This window comes from Dehalococcoidia bacterium (assembly GCA_025054935.1).
GTDB lineage: Bacteria > Chloroflexota > Dehalococcoidia > SpSt-223 > SpSt-223 > JANWZD01.
Genome location: JANWZD010000002.1, coordinates 336,219 through 358,212 on the forward strand (window position 1 = coordinate 336,219; position 21,994 = coordinate 358,212).

The 21,994-nt window shown below is 67.1% G+C and carries 18 protein-coding genes and 2 tRNA genes; 7 read left to right on the forward strand and 13 right to left on the reverse strand.

Features of this window, described 5'->3' with window-relative positions:
• Positions 1 to 12 precede the first annotated feature (12 nt).
• A complete protein-coding gene (locus tag NZ773_04340; GenBank protein ID MCS6801157.1) occupies positions 13 to 327 on the reverse strand; it encodes a YdhR family protein in 315 nt (104 codons plus the stop codon).
• Positions 328 to 570: 243 nt separating this feature from the next.
• Between NZ773_04340 and NZ773_04345 the strand changes: the two genes are divergently transcribed.
• Positions 571 to 2,376: a D-alanyl-D-alanine carboxypeptidase family protein gene (locus tag NZ773_04345; protein ID MCS6801158.1), complete on the forward strand. Its 1,806-nt coding sequence runs from the start codon at positions 571 to 573 to the stop codon at positions 2,374 to 2,376.
• Here NZ773_04345 and NZ773_04350 read toward each other — a convergent pair.
• Together NZ773_04350 and NZ773_04355 are read right to left on the reverse strand one after the other, a co-directional pair.
• Positions 2,373 to 3,941, reverse strand: a complete 1,569-nt coding sequence (locus NZ773_04350; protein ID MCS6801159.1) for an ABC transporter substrate-binding protein — start codon at positions 3,939 to 3,941, stop codon at positions 2,373 to 2,375. The genes NZ773_04345 and NZ773_04350 overlap by 4 nt on opposite strands.
• A 13-nt stretch (positions 3,942 to 3,954) precedes the next feature.
• Positions 3,955 to 5,520 (reverse strand): MmgE/PrpD family protein, encoded by a 1,566-nt coding sequence (locus tag NZ773_04355; GenBank protein MCS6801160.1) that lies wholly within the window; start codon positions 5,518 to 5,520, stop codon positions 3,955 to 3,957.
• Between the two features lie 89 nt (positions 5,521 to 5,609).
• On the opposite strand from NZ773_04355, the gene NZ773_04360 reads away from it, so the two are divergent.
• Positions 5,610 to 6,488: an amidohydrolase gene (locus tag NZ773_04360; GenBank protein ID MCS6801161.1), complete on the forward strand. Its 879-nt coding sequence runs from the start codon at positions 5,610 to 5,612 to the stop codon at positions 6,486 to 6,488.
• Here NZ773_04360 and NZ773_04365 read toward each other — a convergent pair.
• Positions 6,422 to 9,097: an ATP-binding protein gene (locus NZ773_04365; protein MCS6801162.1), complete on the reverse strand. Its 2,676-nt coding sequence runs from the start codon at positions 9,095 to 9,097 to the stop codon at positions 6,422 to 6,424. The two genes, NZ773_04360 and NZ773_04365, sit on opposite strands and share 67 nt — an antisense overlap.
• Positions 9,098 to 9,352: 255 nt before the next feature.
• On the opposite strand from NZ773_04365, the gene NZ773_04370 reads away from it, so the two are divergent.
• Both NZ773_04370 and NZ773_04375 read left to right on the forward strand, forming a co-directional pair.
• Entirely contained in the window at positions 9,353 to 9,583 is a 231-nt protein-coding gene (locus tag NZ773_04370; protein MCS6801163.1) for a Fe(2+)-trafficking protein, read from the forward strand.
• A 50-nt stretch (positions 9,584 to 9,633) separates the two neighbouring features.
• A complete protein-coding gene (locus NZ773_04375) occupies positions 9,634 to 10,701 on the forward strand; it encodes a hypothetical protein (protein MCS6801164.1) in 1,068 nt (355 codons plus the stop codon).
• A 131-nt stretch (positions 10,702 to 10,832) separates the two neighbouring features.
• Here NZ773_04375 and NZ773_04380 read toward each other — a convergent pair whose 3' ends face one another.
• The 6 genes from NZ773_04380 to pyrR all read right to left on the reverse strand — a co-directional run bounded on the left by NZ773_04380 (position 10,833) and on the right by pyrR (position 18,712).
• Positions 10,833 to 11,159, reverse strand: a complete 327-nt coding sequence (locus NZ773_04380; GenBank protein ID MCS6801165.1) for a hypothetical protein — start codon at positions 11,157 to 11,159, stop codon at positions 10,833 to 10,835.
• Between the two features lie 229 nt (positions 11,160 to 11,388).
• Positions 11,389 to 14,742 (reverse strand): carbamoyl-phosphate synthase large subunit, encoded by a 3,354-nt coding sequence (gene carB, locus NZ773_04385; GenBank protein MCS6801166.1) that lies wholly within the window; start codon positions 14,740 to 14,742, stop codon positions 11,389 to 11,391.
• Positions 14,739 to 15,827, reverse strand: coding sequence for a glutamine-hydrolyzing carbamoyl-phosphate synthase small subunit (gene carA, locus NZ773_04390; protein MCS6801167.1), 1,089 nt, complete (start codon positions 15,825 to 15,827; stop codon positions 14,739 to 14,741). Before carA ends, carB begins: the two co-directional genes overlap by 4 nt.
• Complete coding sequence (locus NZ773_04395) at positions 15,820 to 17,163, reverse strand: dihydroorotase (protein MCS6801168.1); 1,344 nt, start codon at positions 17,161 to 17,163, stop codon at positions 15,820 to 15,822. Before NZ773_04395 ends, carA begins: the two co-directional genes overlap by 8 nt.
• Complete coding sequence (locus tag NZ773_04400; GenBank protein MCS6801169.1) at positions 17,160 to 18,170, reverse strand: aspartate carbamoyltransferase catalytic subunit; 1,011 nt, start codon at positions 18,168 to 18,170, stop codon at positions 17,160 to 17,162. The genes NZ773_04395 and NZ773_04400 overlap by 4 nt, the downstream gene beginning before the upstream one ends.
• On the reverse strand, positions 18,167 to 18,712 hold the full coding sequence (gene pyrR / locus NZ773_04405) for a bifunctional pyr operon transcriptional regulator/uracil phosphoribosyltransferase PyrR (GenBank protein MCS6801170.1): 546 nt from the start codon (positions 18,710 to 18,712) through the stop codon (positions 18,167 to 18,169). The genes NZ773_04400 and pyrR overlap by 4 nt, the downstream gene beginning before the upstream one ends.
• A gap of 211 nt (positions 18,713 to 18,923) precedes the next feature.
• On the opposite strand from pyrR, the gene mnmA reads away from it, so the two are divergent.
• The 3 genes from mnmA to NZ773_04420 all read left to right on the forward strand — a co-directional run bounded on the left by mnmA (position 18,924) and on the right by NZ773_04420 (position 20,926).
• A complete protein-coding gene (mnmA, locus tag NZ773_04410; protein MCS6801171.1) occupies positions 18,924 to 19,997 on the forward strand; it encodes a tRNA 2-thiouridine(34) synthase MnmA in 1,074 nt (357 codons plus the stop codon).
• A 73-nt stretch (positions 19,998 to 20,070) separates the two neighbouring features.
• Positions 20,071 to 20,451 carry a hypothetical protein gene (locus NZ773_04415; protein ID MCS6801172.1) on the forward strand — a complete coding sequence of 127 codons (381 nt, stop codon included), beginning with the start codon at positions 20,071 to 20,073 and terminating at the stop codon, positions 20,449 to 20,451.
• Positions 20,444 to 20,926, forward strand: a complete 483-nt coding sequence (locus NZ773_04420) for a YtxH domain-containing protein (protein ID MCS6801173.1) — start codon at positions 20,444 to 20,446, stop codon at positions 20,924 to 20,926. The genes NZ773_04415 and NZ773_04420 overlap by 8 nt, the downstream gene beginning before the upstream one ends.
• A gap of 54 nt (positions 20,927 to 20,980) precedes the next feature.
• Here NZ773_04420 and NZ773_04425 read toward each other — a convergent pair.
• The 3 genes from NZ773_04425 to NZ773_04435 all read right to left on the reverse strand — a co-directional run bounded on the left by NZ773_04425 (position 20,981) and on the right by NZ773_04435 (position 21,941).
• Positions 20,981 to 21,067, reverse strand: a tRNA-Ser gene (locus NZ773_04425).
• Positions 21,068 to 21,088: 21 nt separating this feature from the next.
• Positions 21,089 to 21,175 (reverse strand) — tRNA-Ser (locus NZ773_04430).
• 166 nt (positions 21,176 to 21,341) lie between these two features.
• Positions 21,342 to 21,941: a YdcF family protein gene (locus NZ773_04435; GenBank protein ID MCS6801174.1), complete on the reverse strand. Its 600-nt coding sequence runs from the start codon at positions 21,939 to 21,941 to the stop codon at positions 21,342 to 21,344.
• Positions 21,942 to 21,994 lie beyond the last annotated feature (53 nt).

A 21,994-nucleotide genomic window follows, 5' to 3' on the forward strand; every position in this document is an offset into this window, starting at 1 on the left:
CTGAAGCGCGGCTTAGGAGGAGGCGAGAGCGGGACGCGCGCTCGCGCCAGAGACAGCTGGCACCTCGAAATAGGTGACGCTCGGCTCCTTGCCGTACCGCGCTGCCATCCGCTGGCGCCACTCCTCGGTGTAATACGCTTCCGCCGCTTCTCGGCTTTCCCAGATATAGAAGCCGCCCCAGGTGCTGCCGTCCGGGCTGCGGAGAAACGCCTTGTGAATGAACCCGGGCTCTTTTTCAAAGACAGGGGCGATCGCCTCCCAGCGCGCCCGACACTCCTCGTACGTCAGCGGCGCCTCGGCGGGGAACTGAACCAGCGCACCGTACATCACTCCTCCCGCAGCGAACGACCCGTCGCTCCGCCCTCCGGAGACCCTCGTCCGCTCTTGCGGTTAACAATAGCAGCGTTGTGCGGCTGCTGGCGGCGCCTGGGCTCGCCTTCTGCCATCGCGCGCAATGCTCCCGGGAGAAACGCCGGCGGCCCGCTTGCCCTCTTTCCCTCTCATTCTTCTTGCGGCCAACGTGCGCGGACGGCATAGTACGAGGCGCGCGACCGACGCGCAGTGGAGGCAGTGCTGATCGCCCGCAGCATACAGGTTGGACGCTATCAGTTGCATCATCTGATCGGCGCCGGGAGGCATGGGAGCGTCTACCGCGCGAGCTTGATCGGCGACACTGCCGAAGTCGCCCTCCGCCTGCTCGATGGCCGGCTGGCTGCCGACCCCCAGTTCCGAGCGCGGCTGGATACCTTCGCGGGGTCGCTTGCGGCGCTCGATCACCCGGCGCTGGATTCGGTCGTGGACTGGGGCGTCGAAGACGGCCAGCCCTTTCTCGTGACGCGCCTCGAACGCGGAACGCCCCTCGACCGCATCGACTTCCTAGCGCTGGAGCCTGCCGCCGCCGTCAGGGCGATCGTCGGCGCATTCGAGGCGGTCGCCCACCTCCACCGCCGTGGGATAGTGCACGGCGACCTCCGCCCTGCCAACCTCGCCCTGCGCGAAGATGGGACGCTCGGCATCATGGACGCCGCACTCGCCCGCTGGCTCGGCGCCGCGCCTTCTCCCGCCTGCCCGTATCTCAGCCCGGAGTGCGCCGCCGGCGCGCCCATCACCGCCGCCGCCGACTGCTACGCCCTCGGGGTCGTTCTCTATCAGCTGGTGACAGGAGTTCTTCCGGCGGCGCCGCTCGCGCCCCCGTCGGCGGTGCGTGCCGGCGTTCCGGCGGCGCTCGACCCCGTCGTCCTGCGCCTCCTCCATCCGCTCCCGGAGGCGCGCTTCCCCTCGGCGGAGGCGGCGGCTGACGCACTTCGGCCGTTCGCTGCTGCTTCCCCTGGAGCCGCAGCGCAGGATGCGCAGCCCCGCCGTGCTCCCCTCGCTCTCCCCCTCCGCCAGCTGCGCGGCTGGGTCGGGAAGCCACCCCGCCCGCCGCTCGCGGCGACGCTGCTTACCGCCCTCGTCATCGGCATGCTTGCCGCCGCCACGGCGGTTGGAGCCCGCTCTGCACCGGGACGTCCCGGGCCTCTCGACACGTTCCTGCCTGCCGCCACCGTCGCGCTCGAGCCGCCGGCAACCGCAACTCCGCCTACGCCAACGCTGCCCGTCGTAGCCGCGCTGCCGCCGCCGGTGGTCATCACCCCGTTCACCTCGCTTGGGGGCGCCGCTGCTGTCAGCCGCGCTCTCACTGGCAGCGCCGCGATCACTGGCTCCGGCGCGGTGTCGGGCGCTGGTGCGGTCACCGGCGGAACCGCGCTCACGGGAGCGGCGCAGAGTTCGCGGCCGAGCGCCACTCCCACCCCGCCTCCGCCGGCCTACAGCAGCCCCGACTCTCTCTTATACGTCGTGTCGCCGCGGCAAGGCGTGCCGGAGTCCTACGTGCCCGCCGATTTGGTACCGATCGATGGGCTTGTCAGGACCACGAAGGCGAACGTTCGGCTGCGCCGGATTGCGCTCGATGCGTTTCGTCGCCTCGTCGAGGGGATGCGCGCTGCAGGGTTGGAGCCGGTCGTCGCCGAGGGGTACCTGTCGCCCGCAGAGCAGCGCGACAGCTTCGCCAAGCTGGTGGCACAGCACGGGCAGTCCGGAGCGGAGCGGCTTCGGCCGAAGCCGGGCTTCGACGAACATCAGCTCGGCACCGTCGTCGATTTCGTCAGCCCCTCCCAGGGGCTCCAGCTTGACGACCGCTTCAATGACAGCCCCGAGGGGCGGTGGCTGCTCGCGAACGCGCCCAAGTACGGCTTTCTCCAGAGCGCTCCACCGGGGAAAGAGGCCGTTCTCGGCGTCAAGGGGAGGCCGTGGCAGTATCGCTACGTCGGCGAGTTGGCATACGACATCGCCTCGCGCAATCTGACACTCGAGGAATATTTGGCAGCGCGCCGCTAGCTCGCGTGGGAGACGCTCGCTCGCGGCGGCAGGATCGACCGGCCGGCAGCCCAGAGCAGATTGTTGTAGCCTGCGTACTTGCCCGAGGTCAGCCACGGGTCGATCGTGTCGCGGTAGCACAGCAGAAATGTCAGATTGGCAAGAAACACCTTCGGCGCCAGAAGGACGAGGTCGCGCACGAGCCGCTTGTACTCGGCGGATTTTGCGGCAGGGTCCGGATGGTCGTTGATCGCTCTCAGCCGGTCGACGATCGTTTTGTCGCGGATGTAGCGTCCGCCGTGCATCCCCCGCGGCGGGTCATATTCATGCGCGATGTTGTAGTGCGGCTCGGCGATCCCGTGGCTTGTTTCGGGAATGAGCCAGAGCGGCTTCATCTGGCCGGGGGGAACGCTTGCCTGCGGGATGAGGGTGACCCGGAGGCCGATAGCAGTGAGGGCGTCGACGACAATGGCCGCGAGCTGCCGGCTCTCGGGGTCGTCTCCGACAGCGAACTCGATCTCCGTGCCTTCCGCGCCCGCTTCGCGCACCAGCGCTCGCGCTCGCTCGGGGTCATAGGCATACGGCCAGTCGTCCGGCGCGTAGTCGCCGGCGATGTCGAGGACCGGTCCTCGGCTCGGGCGCGCGAGCCCGTCATACACCTCGCGAAGAATGCGCTCGTAGGGGATAGCGGTCAGGATCGCCTGACGCAGGCGCTGGTTGTCAAGCGGCGGCGATTTCCAATCGATATCGATCTGGGCGTGGTTTGTTTTAGCGATGACCGGAACGACGCCAGGAAGACGCTCGAGTCGCCGGAACTCTGCGGGGTAGAGGCCGGCGATAAGGTTCACGGCGCCCGCTTCAAACTGGGCGATTGCCTCCTCGCGGCTGGCGACAGCGGCGTAGACGATCCGGTCGATGCCCGGGCGTCCCCCCCAGTAGTCATCCCGCGCCACCCCGACCAGTTCGTGCGCATCCTGTCGCTCGAGACGGAAGGGGCCGAACCCGCACGGCGTCCGGGCGAGGAAGTCGCTCGCCCAGGGGTCGGACTCGGAGGCGTGACGCCGCGCTTCGGTCGCGTCAAAAATGCAGTTGGTCGCGAACGCCCAAAACTTCGGCCAACTCGGCTTCGGCGCCGGCAGCCGGAAGACGACGGTGTAGCGGTCGGCGGCGATGACGCCGTCGCTGCTGGGCAGCCCGCCAACAACACGGCTGCGCCACAGCCCCACTCCGCGCAGGGCATAGGCGCGGTCCCAGCTCCACTTGACGTCGTCGGCCGTTAGTTCATTCCCGAAGTGGCTGATGACGCCGCGGCGAAGCTGCACCGTCCACTCGGTCGCATCGGCGTTGGACTCCCACCGCTCAGCAAGGAACCCCACCATCTGCTCAAAATCTGCGCGGTATTGCCCATCAGCGTCGCGGACGATCCGCGGCAGAGCGAGCGCATCAAAGAAGCTCATCGCGATGTGATACGCCGGCGGCGGGCGATCGGTATCGCCGAGGCGCGGGGTGTCGGAGTCGAAGCTGACCCAAGCGCGGCTGACAGGCATGACCACCGTCTTCGCGTCGGGCAGGAATGTCGAGGCCATCGGGGCTCCCTCGTTAGAGTGCGGCCTGCGGCGAGACCGCCGACCAAAATGACTGGAGCGATTGGGCGCGGTCGAGGGCATCGACGGCATCGGCAAGGCGGAGCGGCCGCCGATAGCGAGGCTGCCCAGACCAGCGGAAGCAGTCGGCGAGCTTGGCAAGGACTCGCTCTCGGGTGATCTCGGCGGTGAGCGCGCCCGGCGGCTCCTCCACGACAGCTTCGAGGAGCACGCCGTCGGTGGTAAGCGCAAGGAGCCGGAGCGGGGTGATCGCCTCTGGCGGCACGTCGGGGGCGACCGCCAGCTCAATCCGCTCCATCAGGTCCCACACTTCCGGCTCGACCGGCGCGGTCATCTCGAGGGCGGCGAGGCCGATCCAGCCGTCACGGAGGGTACGCGCCAGAAGGTAGGGGAGGCGGCGCGGCGGCTCGCGCCCTGTGAGGGCGGGGCGGAGGGCAGGGTCGCTCTGACGCACGACACGCGCGCTCCCCTCGAGCACAACTTGCGCGATCCGCTCGGCCGGGATGCGTCTTGCGACCAGCCGGACGGCAGCCTCGATGGCAGCAGCGGCGGCAGGGTCGACAGGATACGGCCGGATGGCGACCTGCTCAAGCCGCCATGAAGCGCCAAGTCCCTCAAGGACAGCCTCGCGGTCGAAATGTCCCCCTTCGACGAGGTGGGCATAGCCGCCGGGCCCCTCGATCGAACGGCGCGGTCCCCGCACGCCGCCGGCGGCAAGGCGAGCAGCTTGGACCGCTGCCTGCGCGCCCAGCCCCGGCACGAGGGGGCCCATGTCGCCCCCCTCATCCGGCGGAAGGAGCGCTTGGCTGAGCGCCAATCCGAATGCAGAGAGGATCGCGTCAAAATCAAGCGCAAACAGCACCGCCCCCGTTGCGACGCCGCCGAGGGCGGCGACTGCCGCCGTTCGCGAGAGCAGCGGGGTTGACGTCGCTGCCGCAGCGATGCGGCATGCCACTTCGACCCCGATCGCGATGGCCGGGAGGAGCAGCTTCGGGTCGCGAAGCCGGAGTTCATCGCTGACGGCAAGCGCCGCCGCGACTGGGCCGGGCAGCGGAGCGACCGCTCCCGGCGCAAACCAGGGGTCGAAGGCAAAGGCGTGGATCAGCGCCGCGTTCACCAGCGCCGCTTCAGCAGGGGCAAGCTTGTAGCGTAGGCCGATAAGATGCCCCCGTTCGGCAGCGCGGCGTGCGGCGAGCGCGTCGACCAGCGCCCGCACCGCCTCGCAGCGCAATCCGGCATAGCCAGCGGCGAGGGAGTCGATCAGCAGCAGCTTAGCGTGATCGAGGACCTCTTCTGGCAGCGGCTGTGCTGCCGCGGCGAGAATGAAGGCGGCGAGCGGTTCGGCGAGATCATGCGCGGGAGAAGCAGGCGGAAGCGTCAGCGCCAGCGGGGGCACTCGCTCGCGCTGAACGCGGATCACGACATTCAGTTCAGCGGCGCGCTCGCGGGCCGCAGGAGTGACGACAACGCCGGGCGGAACGACAATGGAACGGCCGTTCTTCGCCGCATGCTCGACATCGCGCACAGAGACGATGCGGCGGCGACGTTCTTCTCCCGTCACGCTTCTCCTTATTGCCGAGCATCGGCCCGGCCGGCCTATGATAGCACTACCGAGCGCGCCGGCCGCTCGCGCGCTTCGGGAGGGACGAAGTGATCCTCGACACGCAGATCCACTTCTGGGAGGCCGAGCGGCCTGACCGGCCTTGGCGCCCCGACCGGACGCCGAGCCTGCCCTTCCCCTTCGGCCCGGAACACTTTCTTCCCCTGATGGATGCTGCCGGCGTCGACCGTGCCATCATCGTTCCGCCGGGGATTATGGGCAGCGACAATCGGTATGCCCTCGAGGTCGCCGCCCGCTTTCCGAACCGGTTTGCCGTGATGGGCCTTATCGATGCCCAAGCGCCCGACATCGACCAGCGCGTCGCCCGCTGGCGGCTTCAGCCCGGCATGCTCGGCATCCGTATCCACCTCCACGCTGCGGAGCGCGCCACTTGGCCCCATGAGTGGGCGCTTGATCCCTTTTGGGACGCCTGCGAGCGCTACCGCGTTCCGGTCGCGGTCTTCGTCGCCGGGGACGTCGAAGTGCTCCGCCCGATCCTTGAGCGCTTTCCCACGCTTAAGCTGATCGTCGACCATCTCGGCCTGCCGCAGATCGATGTCAGCAGCGTCCATCCAAACCTGCCAGCCCTGCTCGCCCTCGAACGCTTTCCGAACGTCGCCGTCAAGCTGTCCACGCTGCCCTCTCGGTCGAAGCGCGGGTACCCCTTTCCCGACGTTCATGACCTGGTGCGCGCGGTGATCGAGACGTTCGGCCCGCGGCGCTGCTTTTTCGGCTCCGACCATACGCAGCAGCTGGCCCGGAAGAGGGCGACCTATCACGAGGAGGTTGATCTGTTTCGGGTCGCGCTGCCCTTTCTCTCAGACGAAGACCGAACGTGGATCCTCGGCCGCGCGGCCGCAGACTATCTTGGGTGGCCGCCGGACGTGCCGTCAACGGCGCTCGCTCGCGGCGGCGATTTGACCTGCTGAGGTCTTCCCGGCGCTTCGTGGGAAGCAGCTCTCTCCTCAGACCCGGTCAGCGTCGCGAGCAGCTGGCGGAGGTCGGCGATCCGATACGGCTTTGCCAACACCCCGCAGATGCCGGCGCGCGCCGCGTCTCGCAGGTCGATCTCGGCTCCCCAACCAGTTGCCAGCGCAATGCGGACGTGGGGGAACTGCTGCCGGAGACGCTCGGCCAGTTCCCATCCGTTCATGCCGGTGCCGAGACCGAGGTCGGTAATGACGAGGTCGGCCGGCCCCTGCTCCAGCAGACGCAGTGCCTCTTCCCCGGAATGCGCAACGAGAACGTCATGCCCTTCTTTCTCCAGCATCAGCGCGAGCATTCGGGCCAGTGCCGGGTCGTCATCGACGGCAAGCACCCGCAGGAACTGCGGCGGCGCCGCGACGTGGCGCGGCGAGGGAGCGGCACCTTCTCCGCGCGCGCCGGGGAAAACGAGATGAAACGCCGTTCCCCGTCCGGGCGCGGAGTCGACCGCGATGCGGCCTCCGTGGCGTTCGACCGTGGTATAGACGATAGATAAGCCGAGCCCCGAGCCGCGTTCCCCTTTGGTGGTGAAGAACGGCTCGAAGATCCGCGATTGGACCTCAGCGCTCATCCCGATGCCGTCATCGGCAACGACCACGTGCACCTCGTTCTCGCGCCGTTCGGCGACGAGGCGGATTGTTCCGCCGGAAGGGAGGGCGTCAACCGCATTGAAGACAAGATTGGTGAATGCCTCGCGGAGGCTTTCCGCCCAGCCGTCGATCACGGTGTCGCCGGCGGTTTCAACGTAGAGGTCGATCGGCCGTCCTTCCTGCTGAGAGGCGTCTCGCCAGCGCGGCGCGGTCAGCTTGGCGACTTCGCGGAGCAATTCGGCGAGGTCGATCGCCGCCATCGGCGCGGTATCCGGCCGAGCGCGCGCAAAGGCTTGAAGCCGGCGGACGACATCCGCGCCGTCGAGCGCCGCTTGGATGATGATGCCGAGCGACTCGCGGAACCGCGTGAAGTCGGGGGTCGGCTCGTCGAGGGCACGCAGTGCCAGTTCGCCATGCCCCGAGATCAGGCCAAGATATTGATTTAGGTCGTGGGCGACCCCGCTGGCCATCTGGCCGAGCGCACGGAGTTTCTCTGCTTGGCCGATCGCCGTCAGCTGACGCTCCGCGACCTTCCGCTCTGAGATGTCGGCAACAGTTGCGAGGAGGAAGGAGGGGTCGTGCGGCCTCTTCTGGGCTCTGCTTATCGTGACATGCCCCCACCGCTCAATGCCCGGCTCACTCACAAAGCGGAGGTCGCCGCTCGCCGTCGTGGCGCGCCCGGCGATCACCGCCTCGATCTCCTCGACCCGCTGTTCCCGGACTGTTTGGTCGATCAGCGACAGAAACGGGGTGCCTGCAACGTGATCGCGCGCGAGAAAGCGGCACAGGCGGTCATTGCTCGCGACGATCGTTCCCGCGGCGTCAAGGATCGCCATGCCGATTGCAGCGTGCTGAAAGAGTGCTAGGAACCGCTGCTCTGACTGTTCGAGTGCTTCAAGAGCGCGGCGGGTGGCGGTTGTTTCGATGAGTGTGGTGACAATTTGGCTGAGGCTGCCGTCAGGGTGAACGAGGGCGCGGGAGAAGGCATCGATCATCAGCGGCTGCCCGTCAGCCGTAAGACATTCGATAGTCGCTTCACTGGCGGCAAGCGAGGCGCCCCGGACAGCGTCCCAGGGGGGCTTTCCCAGGGGCTGCCAGCGCTCGGCGTACTGCGCGAAGTGATAGGCGAGAGCGTCGGGGGTCGTCACGCCTGCCATGCGCACGGCCGCTTGATTCGCGGCGAGAAGCGCTCCGTCAGCGCTGTGGATAAGCACTCCGCAGGCAAGCGACTCGAGCAGCACGCGGCGCAAGTCATGCTCGTCCGTGATATCGACCAGAACACCGAGCGCGCCAACAATCTCTCCCCCGACGCGAACGGGCGCTGCCGAGACGCGAAGAATGCGGTGGTCGGGGTCGAGGATCAGCTCGAGATCGCGTGTCTCGCGCCCTTCCTCGAGCGCTTGGCGGAGAGGTGTTTCGCCGAGGGTCAGCTGCCGATAGGGAGCGGCAGCGTGGAGAAGGCTTGGCGCGGTGGAGGGGCGTCCTGTCGGCAGGAGGGGAAGAGCATCGCCACAAACGCGGGCGAGCGCGCGGTTCGCGATCCTTGGGCGGTCTCCGCGAGGGACGAAGATCACCCCTGCAGCGAGCAGGTCGAGGAGGGTGCGCAAAATCTGCTCAGCCGCGTCGGCATCCGGCCTCGCCTGAGTTTCGCGTTCGATCAGCACCCCGGCCGCAGCGAGTGCGGCAGCATCCAGCAGCGCGCGCTGCTCCGCGCTGAGCGGCGCGGTCCGCTCCACCTGCAGCTGCCCAATCACGCCTTCCCTGCCGCGCAGCGGGATCACGGTCGCCGGAGAGAGTGCTGCATGACCGGCACTTGCCACCCGCTCGCCACGCGCGTCGTACAGTTCGACCCGAGCCGCAAGCTGCCGCGCGATGAGACCGACGAGAGCGCGCGCCCGTTCGTCCCACGTTGCCGTCTCCCAGGCGCCTTCGCCAAACACGCCAAGCTCGGACTCACTTCTCACCGCGTCCTCCGGGCCGTCGCTGTCGGGCGTTGTCGCGACTGGTCATGGCCTGTCGACTGTCTATCACACTGTATCGCATATCCACATAGTTTTCTATCGCTCATCTGTCGGACTGGCGCCAGCGGCACTGGGCAGAGGGACACCCGGACCGGCACAAGGCAGCCTGTTCTCATCGGAGCGCCTGTTTCCCCCAAGCACGTACAATAACGATAACGATCGGTGGCGCCTCGCCGCGCCCGCCGTGTGGAGCGTGTTGTGACGCTTGTTCTCTGCTCGCGCTGCCTGCAAACCAAGCCTGCGCTGGCGGCGAAGCCGCCGGGGAAGTACGGCGCGCTCGTGCAACAGCAAGTCTGCCAAGAATGCTGGAACGAGTGGATGACCATCATGCCGCGCTTCATTAACCACTACGGTTTGAATCTCGGCCTGCCGGAAGATCGTCAACAGTTGCAGCAGGCAATGGCCGAGTACCTGAACCTCCCCGTCTAGGCCGGCTATCTGCTAGCAGCGCTCCGTGGTGATACCTAAACTCGCGCCTTGTGACGGACTCGTCTGCGCCCAGCGCCGAGCTGACCCTGCCCGATTGGCTCGATCCCGCGGCCGTCGTCATCGGCGACCCTCCCCCTTTGCCGGCGTGGCTCGACAGCCCGAACGCGGTTGACGAAGCGCGCACGCTCGAAGAGGCGGCCGCGGTTGTCAACGCGAGTGCCGTTCCTTGCTCAGGCGCAGCGGGCGCTTCGGAACTGCTTCCCCCGGCAGGGCCCGATTTGCAGGAGCGAAAAAACTCCCGTTCGCAGCCGCAGCGCCTATCGGTTCCTCCTCAGACAGCCGCTTCTCCGGACCGGCAGCGCCTCGTCCGGCCGCCGCTTGGTCAAGCGCTGGCCGCGCTTGCTCTCGCAGCCGGCCTTCTCTGCGCCGTGCTGTTCCTTCCCCCTCCCTTCGAAGAGCTGCCGAGCAGCGAGGTGGTGCGTGCTTTCAGCGCCGTGGACCGCCTTCGCCCCGGTCAGCCGGTGCTGCTCGTGCTCGATTATCCCCCTGAACGCGCCAGTGCGCTTGCGCCGCTCGAAGCGTCGGTGGTCCGCCATGCGGCAAGCCGCGGGGCTGTTCTTATCGTGGTCGCTCCTGACCGTCAGCGCATGGAGCAGGTGAGCGCCCTCGCGCCGGGCGCGCTGAGCGCACGCCTGCCCGAGCCGGTCACCCCGCTCGAGCTAAGCCAGCGGCTGGGGCAGCGGGACCGCCGACTGGGCGGCCTCCTCGACCCAGCCGACCGCGTTGCTATCGGGGATCGGCCGGTCGCTCTCGTTGTCGTGGTCGGAGAGCAGCAGGCAGCAGCGAACTGGCTGGCAAACCTGAGAACGGGCCCTGCGCTTCCCGCTCTCGCGATCATCGCTGGGGAGACGTCCAGCCTCGCTCCGCTCCGAGCGTCCGGCCAGGTGCAGGGGGTGCTCCGCGGGGAGCGTGACCTGCGGAGCTATGGGGCGCTTGCCGGCGATGGGGTCCCGCCTGCGCAGGTCGGCGCGATCGCTGCTGGTCCCGCCACGGTCGCGGGCATGCTCCTTGCGAGCGCAGCGCTTGTGCGGCTGGCACGGCGAGCGCTCCGGCGCTGACAGTCTCTGCGGACTGTAAACCGAGGAATTTCGGACTAGGAATTTTATCCCTGACGGACGGCGCTGTCGCGCGGAAGGTCACTCCGCTGCTCGCTCAGCAGCTGACGGGGAGTGCTCGCCGGAGACGGAGATCAGTCTCCGGCTGCCCAGGGGCAGGCGCGGCACCATGATGAGAGGCAGACATCGAGCGCCCAGTCGGCAGCCATCCGGACCCCAGGGCGCTTTGCACAGCGGAGGTCTGCCTTATCTCCCTTCAGGACTTCCCTCATTCGGTCGCGGGCGGTCTCGAGATCCCACACTTCGCCTTGAACTGTCAGGTTGGGGCAGACGATGGTGCGGCGACGGCGGGGGGTCGGGGCGTTCGGTCCCGGGAGTGCAGTGACCACCGGCAGCGTGACAGGCGGCTTGCGTACGGGAATGCCGGCGGTCAGGGAGCTCTTTCCGTAGACACGTTGCACGAATACCTCCACGCTCTGACGGCGGGGCGAGCCCGCTGATCCTCTGCCTCGGCCCCCTGACCGGAATTCCCTCGCTCGCGCCCTCTCAGCACGAGTGTTTCGTATCCGGTTCGCGGGCGTCCCGAAGCCGTGCGAAGGATAGTCCGCAGTCCCAGATGAATCCTAGTGGTTTTTCCACGAACTTTTCCCCAAGCTCTCCCCGGATTCTCCGGAGTTTTCCGGGAGGGGCCTAGCTGACGGGAACTGTTCGGGCGCGGTAGTCAGGGAGCGGCAAAACGGTGCAGGTCCACTCATTGGCGGCGAGCGCTTCGACCGCAGCACGGACGGTGTCGAGAGAGGTGAAGCAGGGAATGCGGCGCTCCGCGGCGGCGCGGCGGATCTCGAACCCGTCGCGCAAGGGGGTAGGACGCCCCGTCACCGTGTTGATCACTCCGTGGACGGTCCCGTCGCGGATGACATCAACGCAGTTCGGGTGGCCCTCGGAGAGCTTCTTGGGGACCTCGACGACAGGAATATTGAGCGCGCGCAGCAGTTCGGCGGTGCCTTCCGTCGCGAAGAAGCGGCAGCCAGCGGCAGCGAGCTGACGGATGAGCGGCACAGCGTCCGGCTTATCGCGGTCGGCGATGGAGAGCAGGAGAGCGCTTCCTGGGGTGATGCGCAGTCCTGCCGCAATCACCGTCTTGACGAGCGCAGCCGCCAAGGTGCGGTCGATGCCCATCACTTCGCCCGTGGACTTCATTTCGGGGCCGAGGAAGGTGTCGACACCCGCGAGCTTCGACATCGAGAAGACCGGCGCTTTGATCGCGACGAGCGGCTGCACGGGCCACAAGCCGCCGCGGTATCCCTGCTCTGCCAGTGTTCGCCCGAGCATGATCTCGGTCGCCAGTTTGACGATCGGCACGCCCGTCGCCTTGGCGAGGTAGGGCACGGTGCGGCTGGCGCGCGGGTTCACTTCCAGCACATACACTTGGCCGGGCGCGCCGTCTGTCCAGCCCTCGGGACGGACGACGACGAACTGCGCGTTCATCAGTCCCCGCACGCCGAGACCGAGCGCGATCTTCGTGCTGTACTCAACGATGCGCTCGATCTCTTCCGGATGGAGATGAGGCGGCGGGTAGATCGCCATCGAATCGCCGCTATGCACCCCCGCCCGCTCGATATGCTCCATCACGCCGGGGATCAGCACCTCAACGCCATCGCAGATGGCGTCGATTTCGACTTCCTTGCCCTCCAGATATTTGTCGATCAGGACCGGGTGCGACCCCGACTGCTCGAACGCCGGTCCGAGACGGCGCACCAGTTCGCTCGGGGTCTGGACGATCTCCATCGCTCGTCCTCCCAGCACATAGCTTGGCCGGATGAGGACGGGATAGCCGATCGTCTGGGCGACGTCGAGCGCCTGCTCGACCGAGCGCACAGCAGCTCCCGGCGGCTGGGGGATCCCAAGCGCGCTCAGAAACTCCTCGAAGCGGCGCCGATCTTCGGCGAGGTCGATCGCTTCGGCGCTCGAGCCGAGCAGCGGAACCCCCGCGCGGTGAAGCGGCCCCGCGAGATTGATCGCCGTCTGCCCGCCAAACTGGACAATCGCCGGGATCGGCTGGTCGGGGCTGCCCTCGTTCTCGAGTACATCGCGCACCGCTTCCTCGTCGAGCGGCTCGAAGTAGAGGCGGTCGGACGTGTCGAAGTCGGTAGAGACTGTCTCAGGGTTCGAGTTGATCATGACGCTGCGGTAGCCCGCTTCGCGCAGTGCCCAGGCCGAGTGGACCGAGCAGTAATCGAACTCAATTCCCTGCCCAATCCGGATCGGGCCGCTGCCGATGACCGCGGCCGCCGGCCCGGGCTCGGGAAGCGCCTCGTTCTCGTCGTCGATCGCGCTGTAGAAGTAAGGAGTGGCGGCCTCGAATTCGGCCGCGCAGGTGTCGACCATCTTATACACCGGGCGGATCCCCCACTGGCGGCGCAGGGCGCGCACCTGTTCGGGGTGCTGGACATCCGCCAGTGCGGCGATCTGGCTGTCGCTCATGCCGGCGGCCTTCGCCTCGCGCAGCAGCGACGACGACAGCGGCTCAGCGAGCAACCGTTGCTCGAGCTGGACGAGCCGCCGCAGTTTGGCGAGAAACCACGGGTCGATCTTGGTCGCGGCGAACAGCTCTTCGATCGTGTGCCCGCGCCGGAGCGCCGCCATCACGGCCCACAGCCGCAAGTCATTCGGGTAGAGGGGAAATGCCGCCAGCGGATAGCCGCCGCTCGCTTGGAGGCGGCGATACTCTGCCGCCCACGCCGGGTCCTCCCATTGGAGTGTCCGCCCGCCGAATTCGAGAGAGCGCACCGCCTTGTTCAGCGCCGCCTCGAACGACCGCCCAATCGCCATCACCTCGCCCGTCGCCTTCATCTGCGTGCCGATCACCCGGTCGCCCGAGGCGAACTTGTCGAACGGCCAGCGCGGAATTTTGACGACGCAGTAGTCCAAGGCCGGCTCGAAGGCCGCCGTCGTCTTGCGCGTCACCGCGTTCGGGATCTCATCGAGACGCTTGCCGATCGCGATCTTGGCGGAGACGCGAGCGATGGGATAGCCCGTCGCTTTGCTCGCCAGCGCCGATGAGCGGCTGACGCGAGGGTTGACCTCGATGACGTAATAGTCCGGCAAAGGGGCCGCGTCTGGCGCAGGACCGCTCGTTCGGGGAGCGGGAGGCTCGCCGACGGGGCGCACCCACGCCGACTCGCGCGGCCGCAGCGCAAACTGGATGTTGCATCCCCCTTCGATCCCCAGCGCCCGGATGATTTTTAGGCTTGCGCTCCGGAGCATTTGATGCTCTTTGTCGGTCAGGGTTTGGCTTGGGGCAACGACAATGGAGTCGCCGGTGTGCACCCCCATCGGGTCGAGGTTCTCCATGTTGCAGACGATGATGCAGGTGTCGGCTCCGTCGCGCATCACCTCGTATTCGAGCTCTTTCCAGCCGAGCAAGCTGGTTTCGACCAGCACCTGATGAATGGGGCTCGCCGCGAGGCCGCCTTTAACAATCCGCTCGAACTCCTCCGGCGTTGTCGCGATCCCGCCTCCGGTGCCTCCGAGCGTAAAGGCGGGGCGGATGATGAGCGGCAGCGGGTGCTCGGCCGCAAACGCGGCGGCTTCCTCCCAACTGGTGCAGGTACGGCTCGCCGGAACCGGCTCTCCAATCGACCGGAGGAGGTCTTTGAACAGCTGACGATCTTCGGCGGCTTTGATCGCTGAGAGCGGCGTGCCGAGAATGCGCACGCCGTAGCGGTCGAGGATGCCGCGCTCGGCCAGTTCGACCGCCAGATTAAGCCCCGTTTGGCCGCCAAGCGAGGGCAGGAGGCCGTCTGGCCGCTCCCGAGCGATGATCCGCTCGAGAAAGTCGGCCGTCAGCGGCTCGATGTACACGATATCGGCGACATCCTCGTCAGTCATGATCGTCGCCGGGTTCGAATTGACGAGGACGGTCTCTATTCCCTCTTCTCGCAGCGCCCGGCACGCCTGAGTGCCGGCATAGTCGAATTCGGCAGCCTGTCCGATCACGATCGGGCCTGAGCCAATGACAAGCACTTTTCGTGGTGGGGTCATCGTTTCATCCCAACGAGCGCCAAGAAGCGGTCGAACGTCTCGCGGTTGTCCCAGGGTCCGGGCGACGCTTCGGCGTGATATTGGATCGAGATCACGGGCAGGTCGCGGTGCGTTAGCCCTTCCACGGTGTGGTCGTTGAGATTGATCTGGCTCACTTCCGCGCCGCCTCGGAGAGTGTCGGGGTCGACGGCGTACCCATGGTTTTGGGCAGTGATGGTCACCTTGCCCGTGATCAGGTCCTTCACCGGATGGTTTCCGCCGCGATGACCGAATTTCAGCTTGAACGTCTTCGCGCCAAGAGCGCGGGCAAGCATCTGATGGCCGAGGCAGATGCCGAAGATCGGCGCCCGTCCGAGGAGCGCCCGCACCTCGCGCACGATCGCATCCAGCTGGAGCGGGTCGCCCGGACCAGGCGAGAGCACAATGCCGTCCGGCTGCAGCGCGAGGATGTCCTCTGCAGAGGTCGCAGCGGGAACGACGGTAGTCCGACAGCCGCGAGCGCGGAGCAGACGCTCGATATTGAACTTGACCCCCAGATCAACAATGACGATGTGCGGCCCGCTGCGGTCGTTGCTGAAATACGGCGTCTCGGTCGTCACCAGCCGCACAAAATCCAGCGTGTCGTATCGCTGCGCCTGCTTCAGGCGCTCGAGCACCGTTCCTGCTCCTTCATCGACGGCGAGTGCGCCCATCATCACCCCGCGGCTGCGCAGCCGCCGCGTCAGCGCCCGCGTGTCGATCCCCGCAATCCCCGGCACGTTCTGCGCCGTCAGGTATTCCGAGAGCGTGGCGACGGCGCGGTCGTGGCTCGGCTCATCGCACGCTTCCCGCACCACGAACCCTGCCACTTGGATGCGGCGCGACTCGATATCGTCGCGATTGACCCCGTAGTTCCCGATGAGGGGATAGGTCATCAGGACGATCTGCCCTGCGTAGGAAGGGTCGGTCAGGATCTCCTGATAGCCGAACATCGAGGTGTTGAAGACGACCTCGCCGACAGCGCTTGTCGGCGCGCCGATACTGCGGCCGCGAAAGATCGTGCCGTCCTCCAAGACGAGGATGGCCGGAACTGCGGTGTCAGCCACGATAGACCACCTTTCCGCCCACGATGGTCAGCACCACGCGGCCGGGCAGCGGAATGCCGTCGAGGGGGGAGTTCTTGCCTTTGGAGAGAAACTGCTCGGCGTCGACTGTCCACGGCAGCGCCGGATGGAACACGGTCAAATCGGCGGTGCCTCCGACCACGATCGTGCCCGGCGATGCCCGGCCGTTGAGATCGCCCAGCACGCGAAGCGGCCCGACGGTGAGCGCTTCGATCACGCGATGCAGCGACAGCGTGCCGCACTCGACCAAGGTGAGCACTGCGCCGAGGGCCGTCTCAAGTCCGGAAATGCCGAACGCGGCCTCGTCGTAGTCGCACAACTTGTCGACGGCGGCGTGCGGGGCATGGTCGGTTGCGATCGCGTCGATCGTCCCGTCGGCGAGCCCCTCAATCAGCGCCTCGACGTCGTCACGCGTGCGCAGCGGGGGATTCACCTTCGTTCGCGTATCATACGCGGCGCGCCGCGCAAGCCGAGTGTGGCCGGTCGCCGGCCACCGCAGCCCCTCGCCGAGCAGCCATTCCTCGGTCATCGTCAGGTGGTGGGGCGTCACCTCGGCGGTGACCGAGACCCCGCTCCGCTTCGCCTGCCGGATCAGGTCGACGCTGCGCGCCGTCGACACGTGAGCGATGTGCAGCCGACCCCCGGTCAGCGCCGCCAGTTCGAGGTCGCGCGCGAGGACGATCGTCTCTGCTGCCGCCGGCCAGCCCCTGAGGCCGAGCCGGGCGGCGACCGCACCTTCATTCGCGGGTGCGCCGCCGGTGAGCGTGAGATCTTCGCAGTGATCGATGACCGGCCGCCCCGTGATGCGGCTGTATTCGAGCGCATAGCGCATCAGCGCCGAGGTCGCGACCGGCCGGCCGTCGTCGGAAAACGCGACTGCGCCCGCCTCCGCCAGCTCGGCCAGCTCTGCAAGCTCCTTACCCGCTTGGCCTTTGGTCACCGCGCCGATCGGGAGAACGCGCACCGGCGACTCTGCTGCTGCCGTCCGCAGGACATACTCGACCACGCTCCGGGTGTCGATGACCGGGTCGGTGTTCGGCATGCAGCAGATGGTGGTGAAGCCGCCGGCCGCTGCCGCTCGGCCGCCGCTGGCGATGGTCTCTTTGTGAGTCTGGCCGGGGTCGCGGAGATGGCAGTGGAGGTCGATAAATCCGGGAGCGATGATCAGCCCGCGCGCATCGATCGTCTCTGCCCCCGCGCTGGGGCGCGCGGCGCCGAGCGCGGCAACGACGCCGTCGCGGATCAGCACGTCGGTCACCGTCTCGGTCCCGCTGGCGGGGTCGATTACCCGCCCTCCGGAGAGAAGGATCTCGCTCATGCCCGCCTCGTCGCCGCCTCGGGCGTTCGGCTCGCCGGCGCGCCGCCGCTCAGGAGATGCAGCACAGCCATCCGAACCGCGACGCCGTTAGTCACTTGGTCTTCAATGGCCGAGCGCTGTCCGTGCGCAGTTGCGGTATCGATCTCCACCCCCTCGTTCATCGGGCCGGGATGGAGCACGAGCACATCGGGCTGGGCGCGCGCCAGCCGCGCGTCGTTGATCTGGTAGAGCCGGCTGTATTCCCGAAGTGAGGGGAGCCGGCCGGCAGCCATGCGCTCGCGCTGGAGGCGGAGCGCCATCACGACCTCTGCGCCTTCGATGGCGCGGTCGAGATTGTGCTCGACGCGCACCGGCGCGGGCAGCCCCGCGGGGAGAGCGGAGGGAAGCAGCGTCGGGGGGCCGCACACGGTGACGACCGCGCCCATCGTCGTCAGCCCCCACAAGTTCGAGCGCGCCACTCTGCTGTGCAGAATGTCCCCCACAATGACCACCCGCACGCCGTCAACTCTGCCGAAAGCATCGCGAATGGTGAGCAGGTCGAGGAGCGCTTGGGTGGGGTGCGCGTGCCAGCCGTCGCCCGCATTGATCACCGAGCCGCGCACATGAGCAGCCGCGAGATGGGCTGCCCCAGCGGCGGGATGGCGCAGAACGATGATGTCGGCTCCCGCCGCATCGAGGGTGCGCACCGTGTTGACGAGCGATTCCCCTTTCTGCACCGAACTGCCGGCCGCGCTTACGTTGACGACATCGGCGTTCAGCCGCTTGCCCGCGATCTCGAAGGAGACGCGCGTCCGCGTGCTCTCCTCAAAGAAGAGGTTGACGATCGTCCGGCCGGTGAGCGCGGGGGTCTTCGGCGTCGCGCGCCGCAGGATTTCGCGCATCGCTTCGGCGGTGGCGAGATATGTCTCGATCTCGGCCCGGTCAAAATCGTCGAGGTCGAGGAGGTGCCGGCGCGGCCCCTCCGGAAGCGGACGCGGCGGCCACGGGAAGGGCGCAGGGGGGCTCATGGCATCCTCCGTTCGATCACGACTTCATCAACGCCGTCGATTTCAGTCAGGTGGACGCGAATTTGCTCATCGCGAGCAGTTGGAATGTTCTTGCCCACGTAGTCTGCACGGATAGGCAGCTCGCGGTGCCCGCGGTCGATCAGAACGGCGAGCTGGATCGCTCGCGGACGGCCATAGTCCATGAGCGCATCTAGCGCGGCGCGGGTGGTCCGCCCCGTGAACAGCACGTCGTCAACAAGGACAACAACCCGGTTGCCGAGGTCGGGCAGCGCGCTCGGACCGATCACCGGACGGAGGGGGCGCTCTTTCAGGTCATCGCGATAGAGGGTGACATCGAGCTGGCCGGCGGGGACAGGATGGCCTTCTAGCCGCGCGATTTGGCTCGCTAACCGTTCAGCAAGGGGAACGCCGCGGGTATAGACGCCGACGAGGACAAGCGCGGCAGCGCCGCGGTTCCGCTCGAGAATTTCGTGGGCGATGCGGGTAAGTGCCCGCCGAATCTCTTCTGCCCCCAGCAGGACGCGCCGTTCGAGAACGCTCATGGTTCTCCGCGCGGGGGAGCGAAAGACACCACGCGCTTTGCGGGGGAGGCTGAGACGCCCAGCACTGCTGCACGCTCCCTTATCGGCCTCACAGGACCGATTTCAAGGAAGTCATTTGAAGTCTAGGGGGACCAGCTCGCCCGATGCAAGCCGTTTGCTGCTCAGCCGGTGGCCGTGATACAGTGACGTGATCGGAGGATAGACAGAAAGCATGGGAAAGCGCGTTTTGGTCGCCATGAGCGGCGGCGTCGATTCGTCGGTTACGGCGGCGCTCCTCCTGCGCGAGGGATACGACGTCGTCGGCGTGACCATGCGCCTCTGGACCAAAGAGCGTCCAGACGCCCCGCCTCATCATCGGGGCTGCTGCTCGATCGAGGAAACCGACGACGCTCGCCGTGTTGCCGGAATCCTCGGCTTCCCGTATTACGTGCTGAACTTCGAGCGGGAGTTCGAGCGGCGCGTTGTCGACTATTTTGTCGGCGAATATGCCCGCGGCCGAACGCCAAATCCGTGCTTGGCGTGCAACCAGTTTCTCAAATTCGATGCCCTTCTCCGGCGCGCCGTTGCGCTCGGCTGCGACTACCTCGCCACCGGCCACTATGCTCGGATTGAGCGCGGGCCGACACGCTACCATCTCCGCAAAGCGCTCGACCTGAGCAAGGACCAGTCGTACGTGCTCTACACGCTGGGCCAGACCGAACTCGAGCGGCTGCTCTTCCCGCTGGGCCGCTTTACCAAGGCGCAGGTACGGGCACTCGCGGCAGCGCTTGGGCTCCCAGTTGCGGCAAAGCCTGACAGCCAAGAGATCTGCTTTCTCCAAGGGCAAGACTACCGAGCCTTCCTGCGCGAGCGGCTCGGCGACCAGCAGCCGGGCGACCTCGTCGATGAAGAGGGACGCGTTCTCGGGCGTCACCAAGGTGCAGCAGGGTTCACCGTTGGGCAGCGGCGAGGGCTCGGGCTCGCTCTCGCAGAACCGCGCTACGTGCTTGCCGTCGATGCCAGCGCGAACCGGGTCGTGGTTGGGCGGGAGGAGCGGCTGTACCGTCGCGTCCTCTGGGCGGGCGCTGTCCACTGGGTGGCGGGAGAGGCGCCCGCTGCCCCCGTCCGCGTTGCGGCGAAGGTGCGCTACCGCACCCCGGAAGCTCCGGCGACGGTCTTCCCGGAAGGAGCGAGGGCGCGGGTCGAGTTCGATCAGCCGCAGCGGGCAATCTCGCCCGGCCAAGCCGTAGTCTTTTACGATGGAGATGAGGTGATCGGAGGCGGAACGATCGAAGCAGTCGAATAGAAGTGGGGGCCGGGCAATCGAGCGTCTGACGCTGTGATATACTCGCGGCACCAGCCCACGGGAGGATCGCCGCTTGGAAACAGCGCGCGACGTATCGATCATCATTCTCGCGGTGTTTGCCATCATCCAAGCGATCGCCATCTCAGCGCTCGCGATTGTGACCCTCATCCTTGTCCGGACAATTCAACGGAAGATCGTGCCTGTCCTTGATCGCGTACCGCCGCTGATGGATCGTCTTACGCCGATCGTGGAGAGCATCCCGCCCATTATCGAGACGGCACAGCGCTCCGCCCATTCCCTCGAGCGAGCTGCTCGCCAAGTAGAGGTGACAGCGGCCTTCTCGAGTGAAAAAGCGGTCAAACCGGTCATCGCGATTGCGAGCTTCCTCGCGGGCGCGCGCGCCACGCTCAAAGCAATCGTGGCTATTGTCACAGGAGGGCGAATCTATGGCTAAGCAGCAGAACGGAACCTCAGGAGAGACCCCGAAAAAGAAGGGGCACCCCTTCCGCAACGGTTTTCTGCTCGGCACCGTGGTTGGTGTCGGGCTCGGCCTCCTCTACGCTCCTCGACCCGGCCGCAAGACGCGCGAGGCGCTCCGAGAGCGGATGGATCGCTTCCCCGAGGAATTCGACGAATTTCAGACCACGGTCCGCGAAGCGCTGATCGACCTGAACACCGTCTTCAAGAACTGGCGCGCTGCCAAGCAGCAGCAGCTGCGGGCGGCGTTCGGCCGCGGCCGTGAGGCGGCTGAGGCGGCGCGGGCCGATCTCCAGCGCGAATATGCTCAGCGCGTCGCGGGCGGGCCGCCGCCCGGGGTCGCCGGCGGACCGCCGCCCGGCGTTGCAGGCGGGCCTCCCGCTGGGGCGCCGACAGGGCGGCCTTCCGGCAATGGCGCAGAGGGAGAGAGCCGCAACGGCGCCAGTTCCTGAAAGGCACGATGCCCCGCCTCAAGGCGGGGCATCAGGATTCATGCTCCAAAGCGGCGGAGAGGGAGGGATTCGAACCCTCGAGGGCTTTCGCCCTACGCGATTTCCAGTCGCGCGCTCTAGACCAGACTAAGCGACCTCTCCACAAACAGAGACGGGGCAAGATGGCGGAGAGAGTGGGATTCGAACCCACGAGGCTCAGCGCCTACTCGTTTTCGAGACGAGCTCCTTCAGCCACTCGGACATCTCTCCGCGCCAATTATAGCCGCTCGGCTGCGGTCGGTGCCCCAGCGTCGCGGCTCGAGAGCGCTTTCTCCCCCTTGCTGTGGCAAGCGCTCTCTGCCCACCGAGGCGGGAGGCCAACGGCAGCGCGCCCAGCACGGCGAGGAAGAGGCCCACTCACAGCAGCGACGCCGCCTCAGAAGGAGCCTGGAGCGATCAGCCAGCGCGTGCTTGCATAGAAAAGAATGCCCGCTACCTCGCGTGCCGCTTGGTAGGCGATCGTCTCGCGTCGGTACACCCGATCATCCGAGCAGGCAGTTTCCACAATAAAGCCGCGGTCGCGAAACAGCCATCCTGCTCGCGGGAGATGATACGGGTCAGAGACGACGATCAGGCGCTGCCAGCCGTAATTGTTCGCCAGCTGCCGGACAAAGATCGCACTCTCCTCAGTGCTCCGAGCGCGATCCTCAATGAAGATCCGCTCGATCGGCACGCCGGCGGCGATCGCCACTTGGGCAATGACAGCGCCTTCGGCAGGAGGGTGGGCACCGACCGCGCCGCTCCCGACAAGATAGGGCGCTTTGCCCTCGCGCCAGAGCGCGGCGCCGCGCAAGGCGCGCTCGCGCAGGGCAGGAGAGGGCCTGCCCCCGGACCAGACGCTCGCTCCGAGCACGACGATTGCGTCAGCGGGTGCAGGGTCTCCGCAGGGGGTCGCCGCGATCGCCCCGGCAGCGGTGCCGAGTGAGGCGCAGAGCAGAAGAGGAAGGGCAGCCGGGATGATCGTGCGGCGGAGCATACTTGAATAGTAAACGCCGTTGACCCTCCCGCTCTTTGACGTCCGAAGCGGCA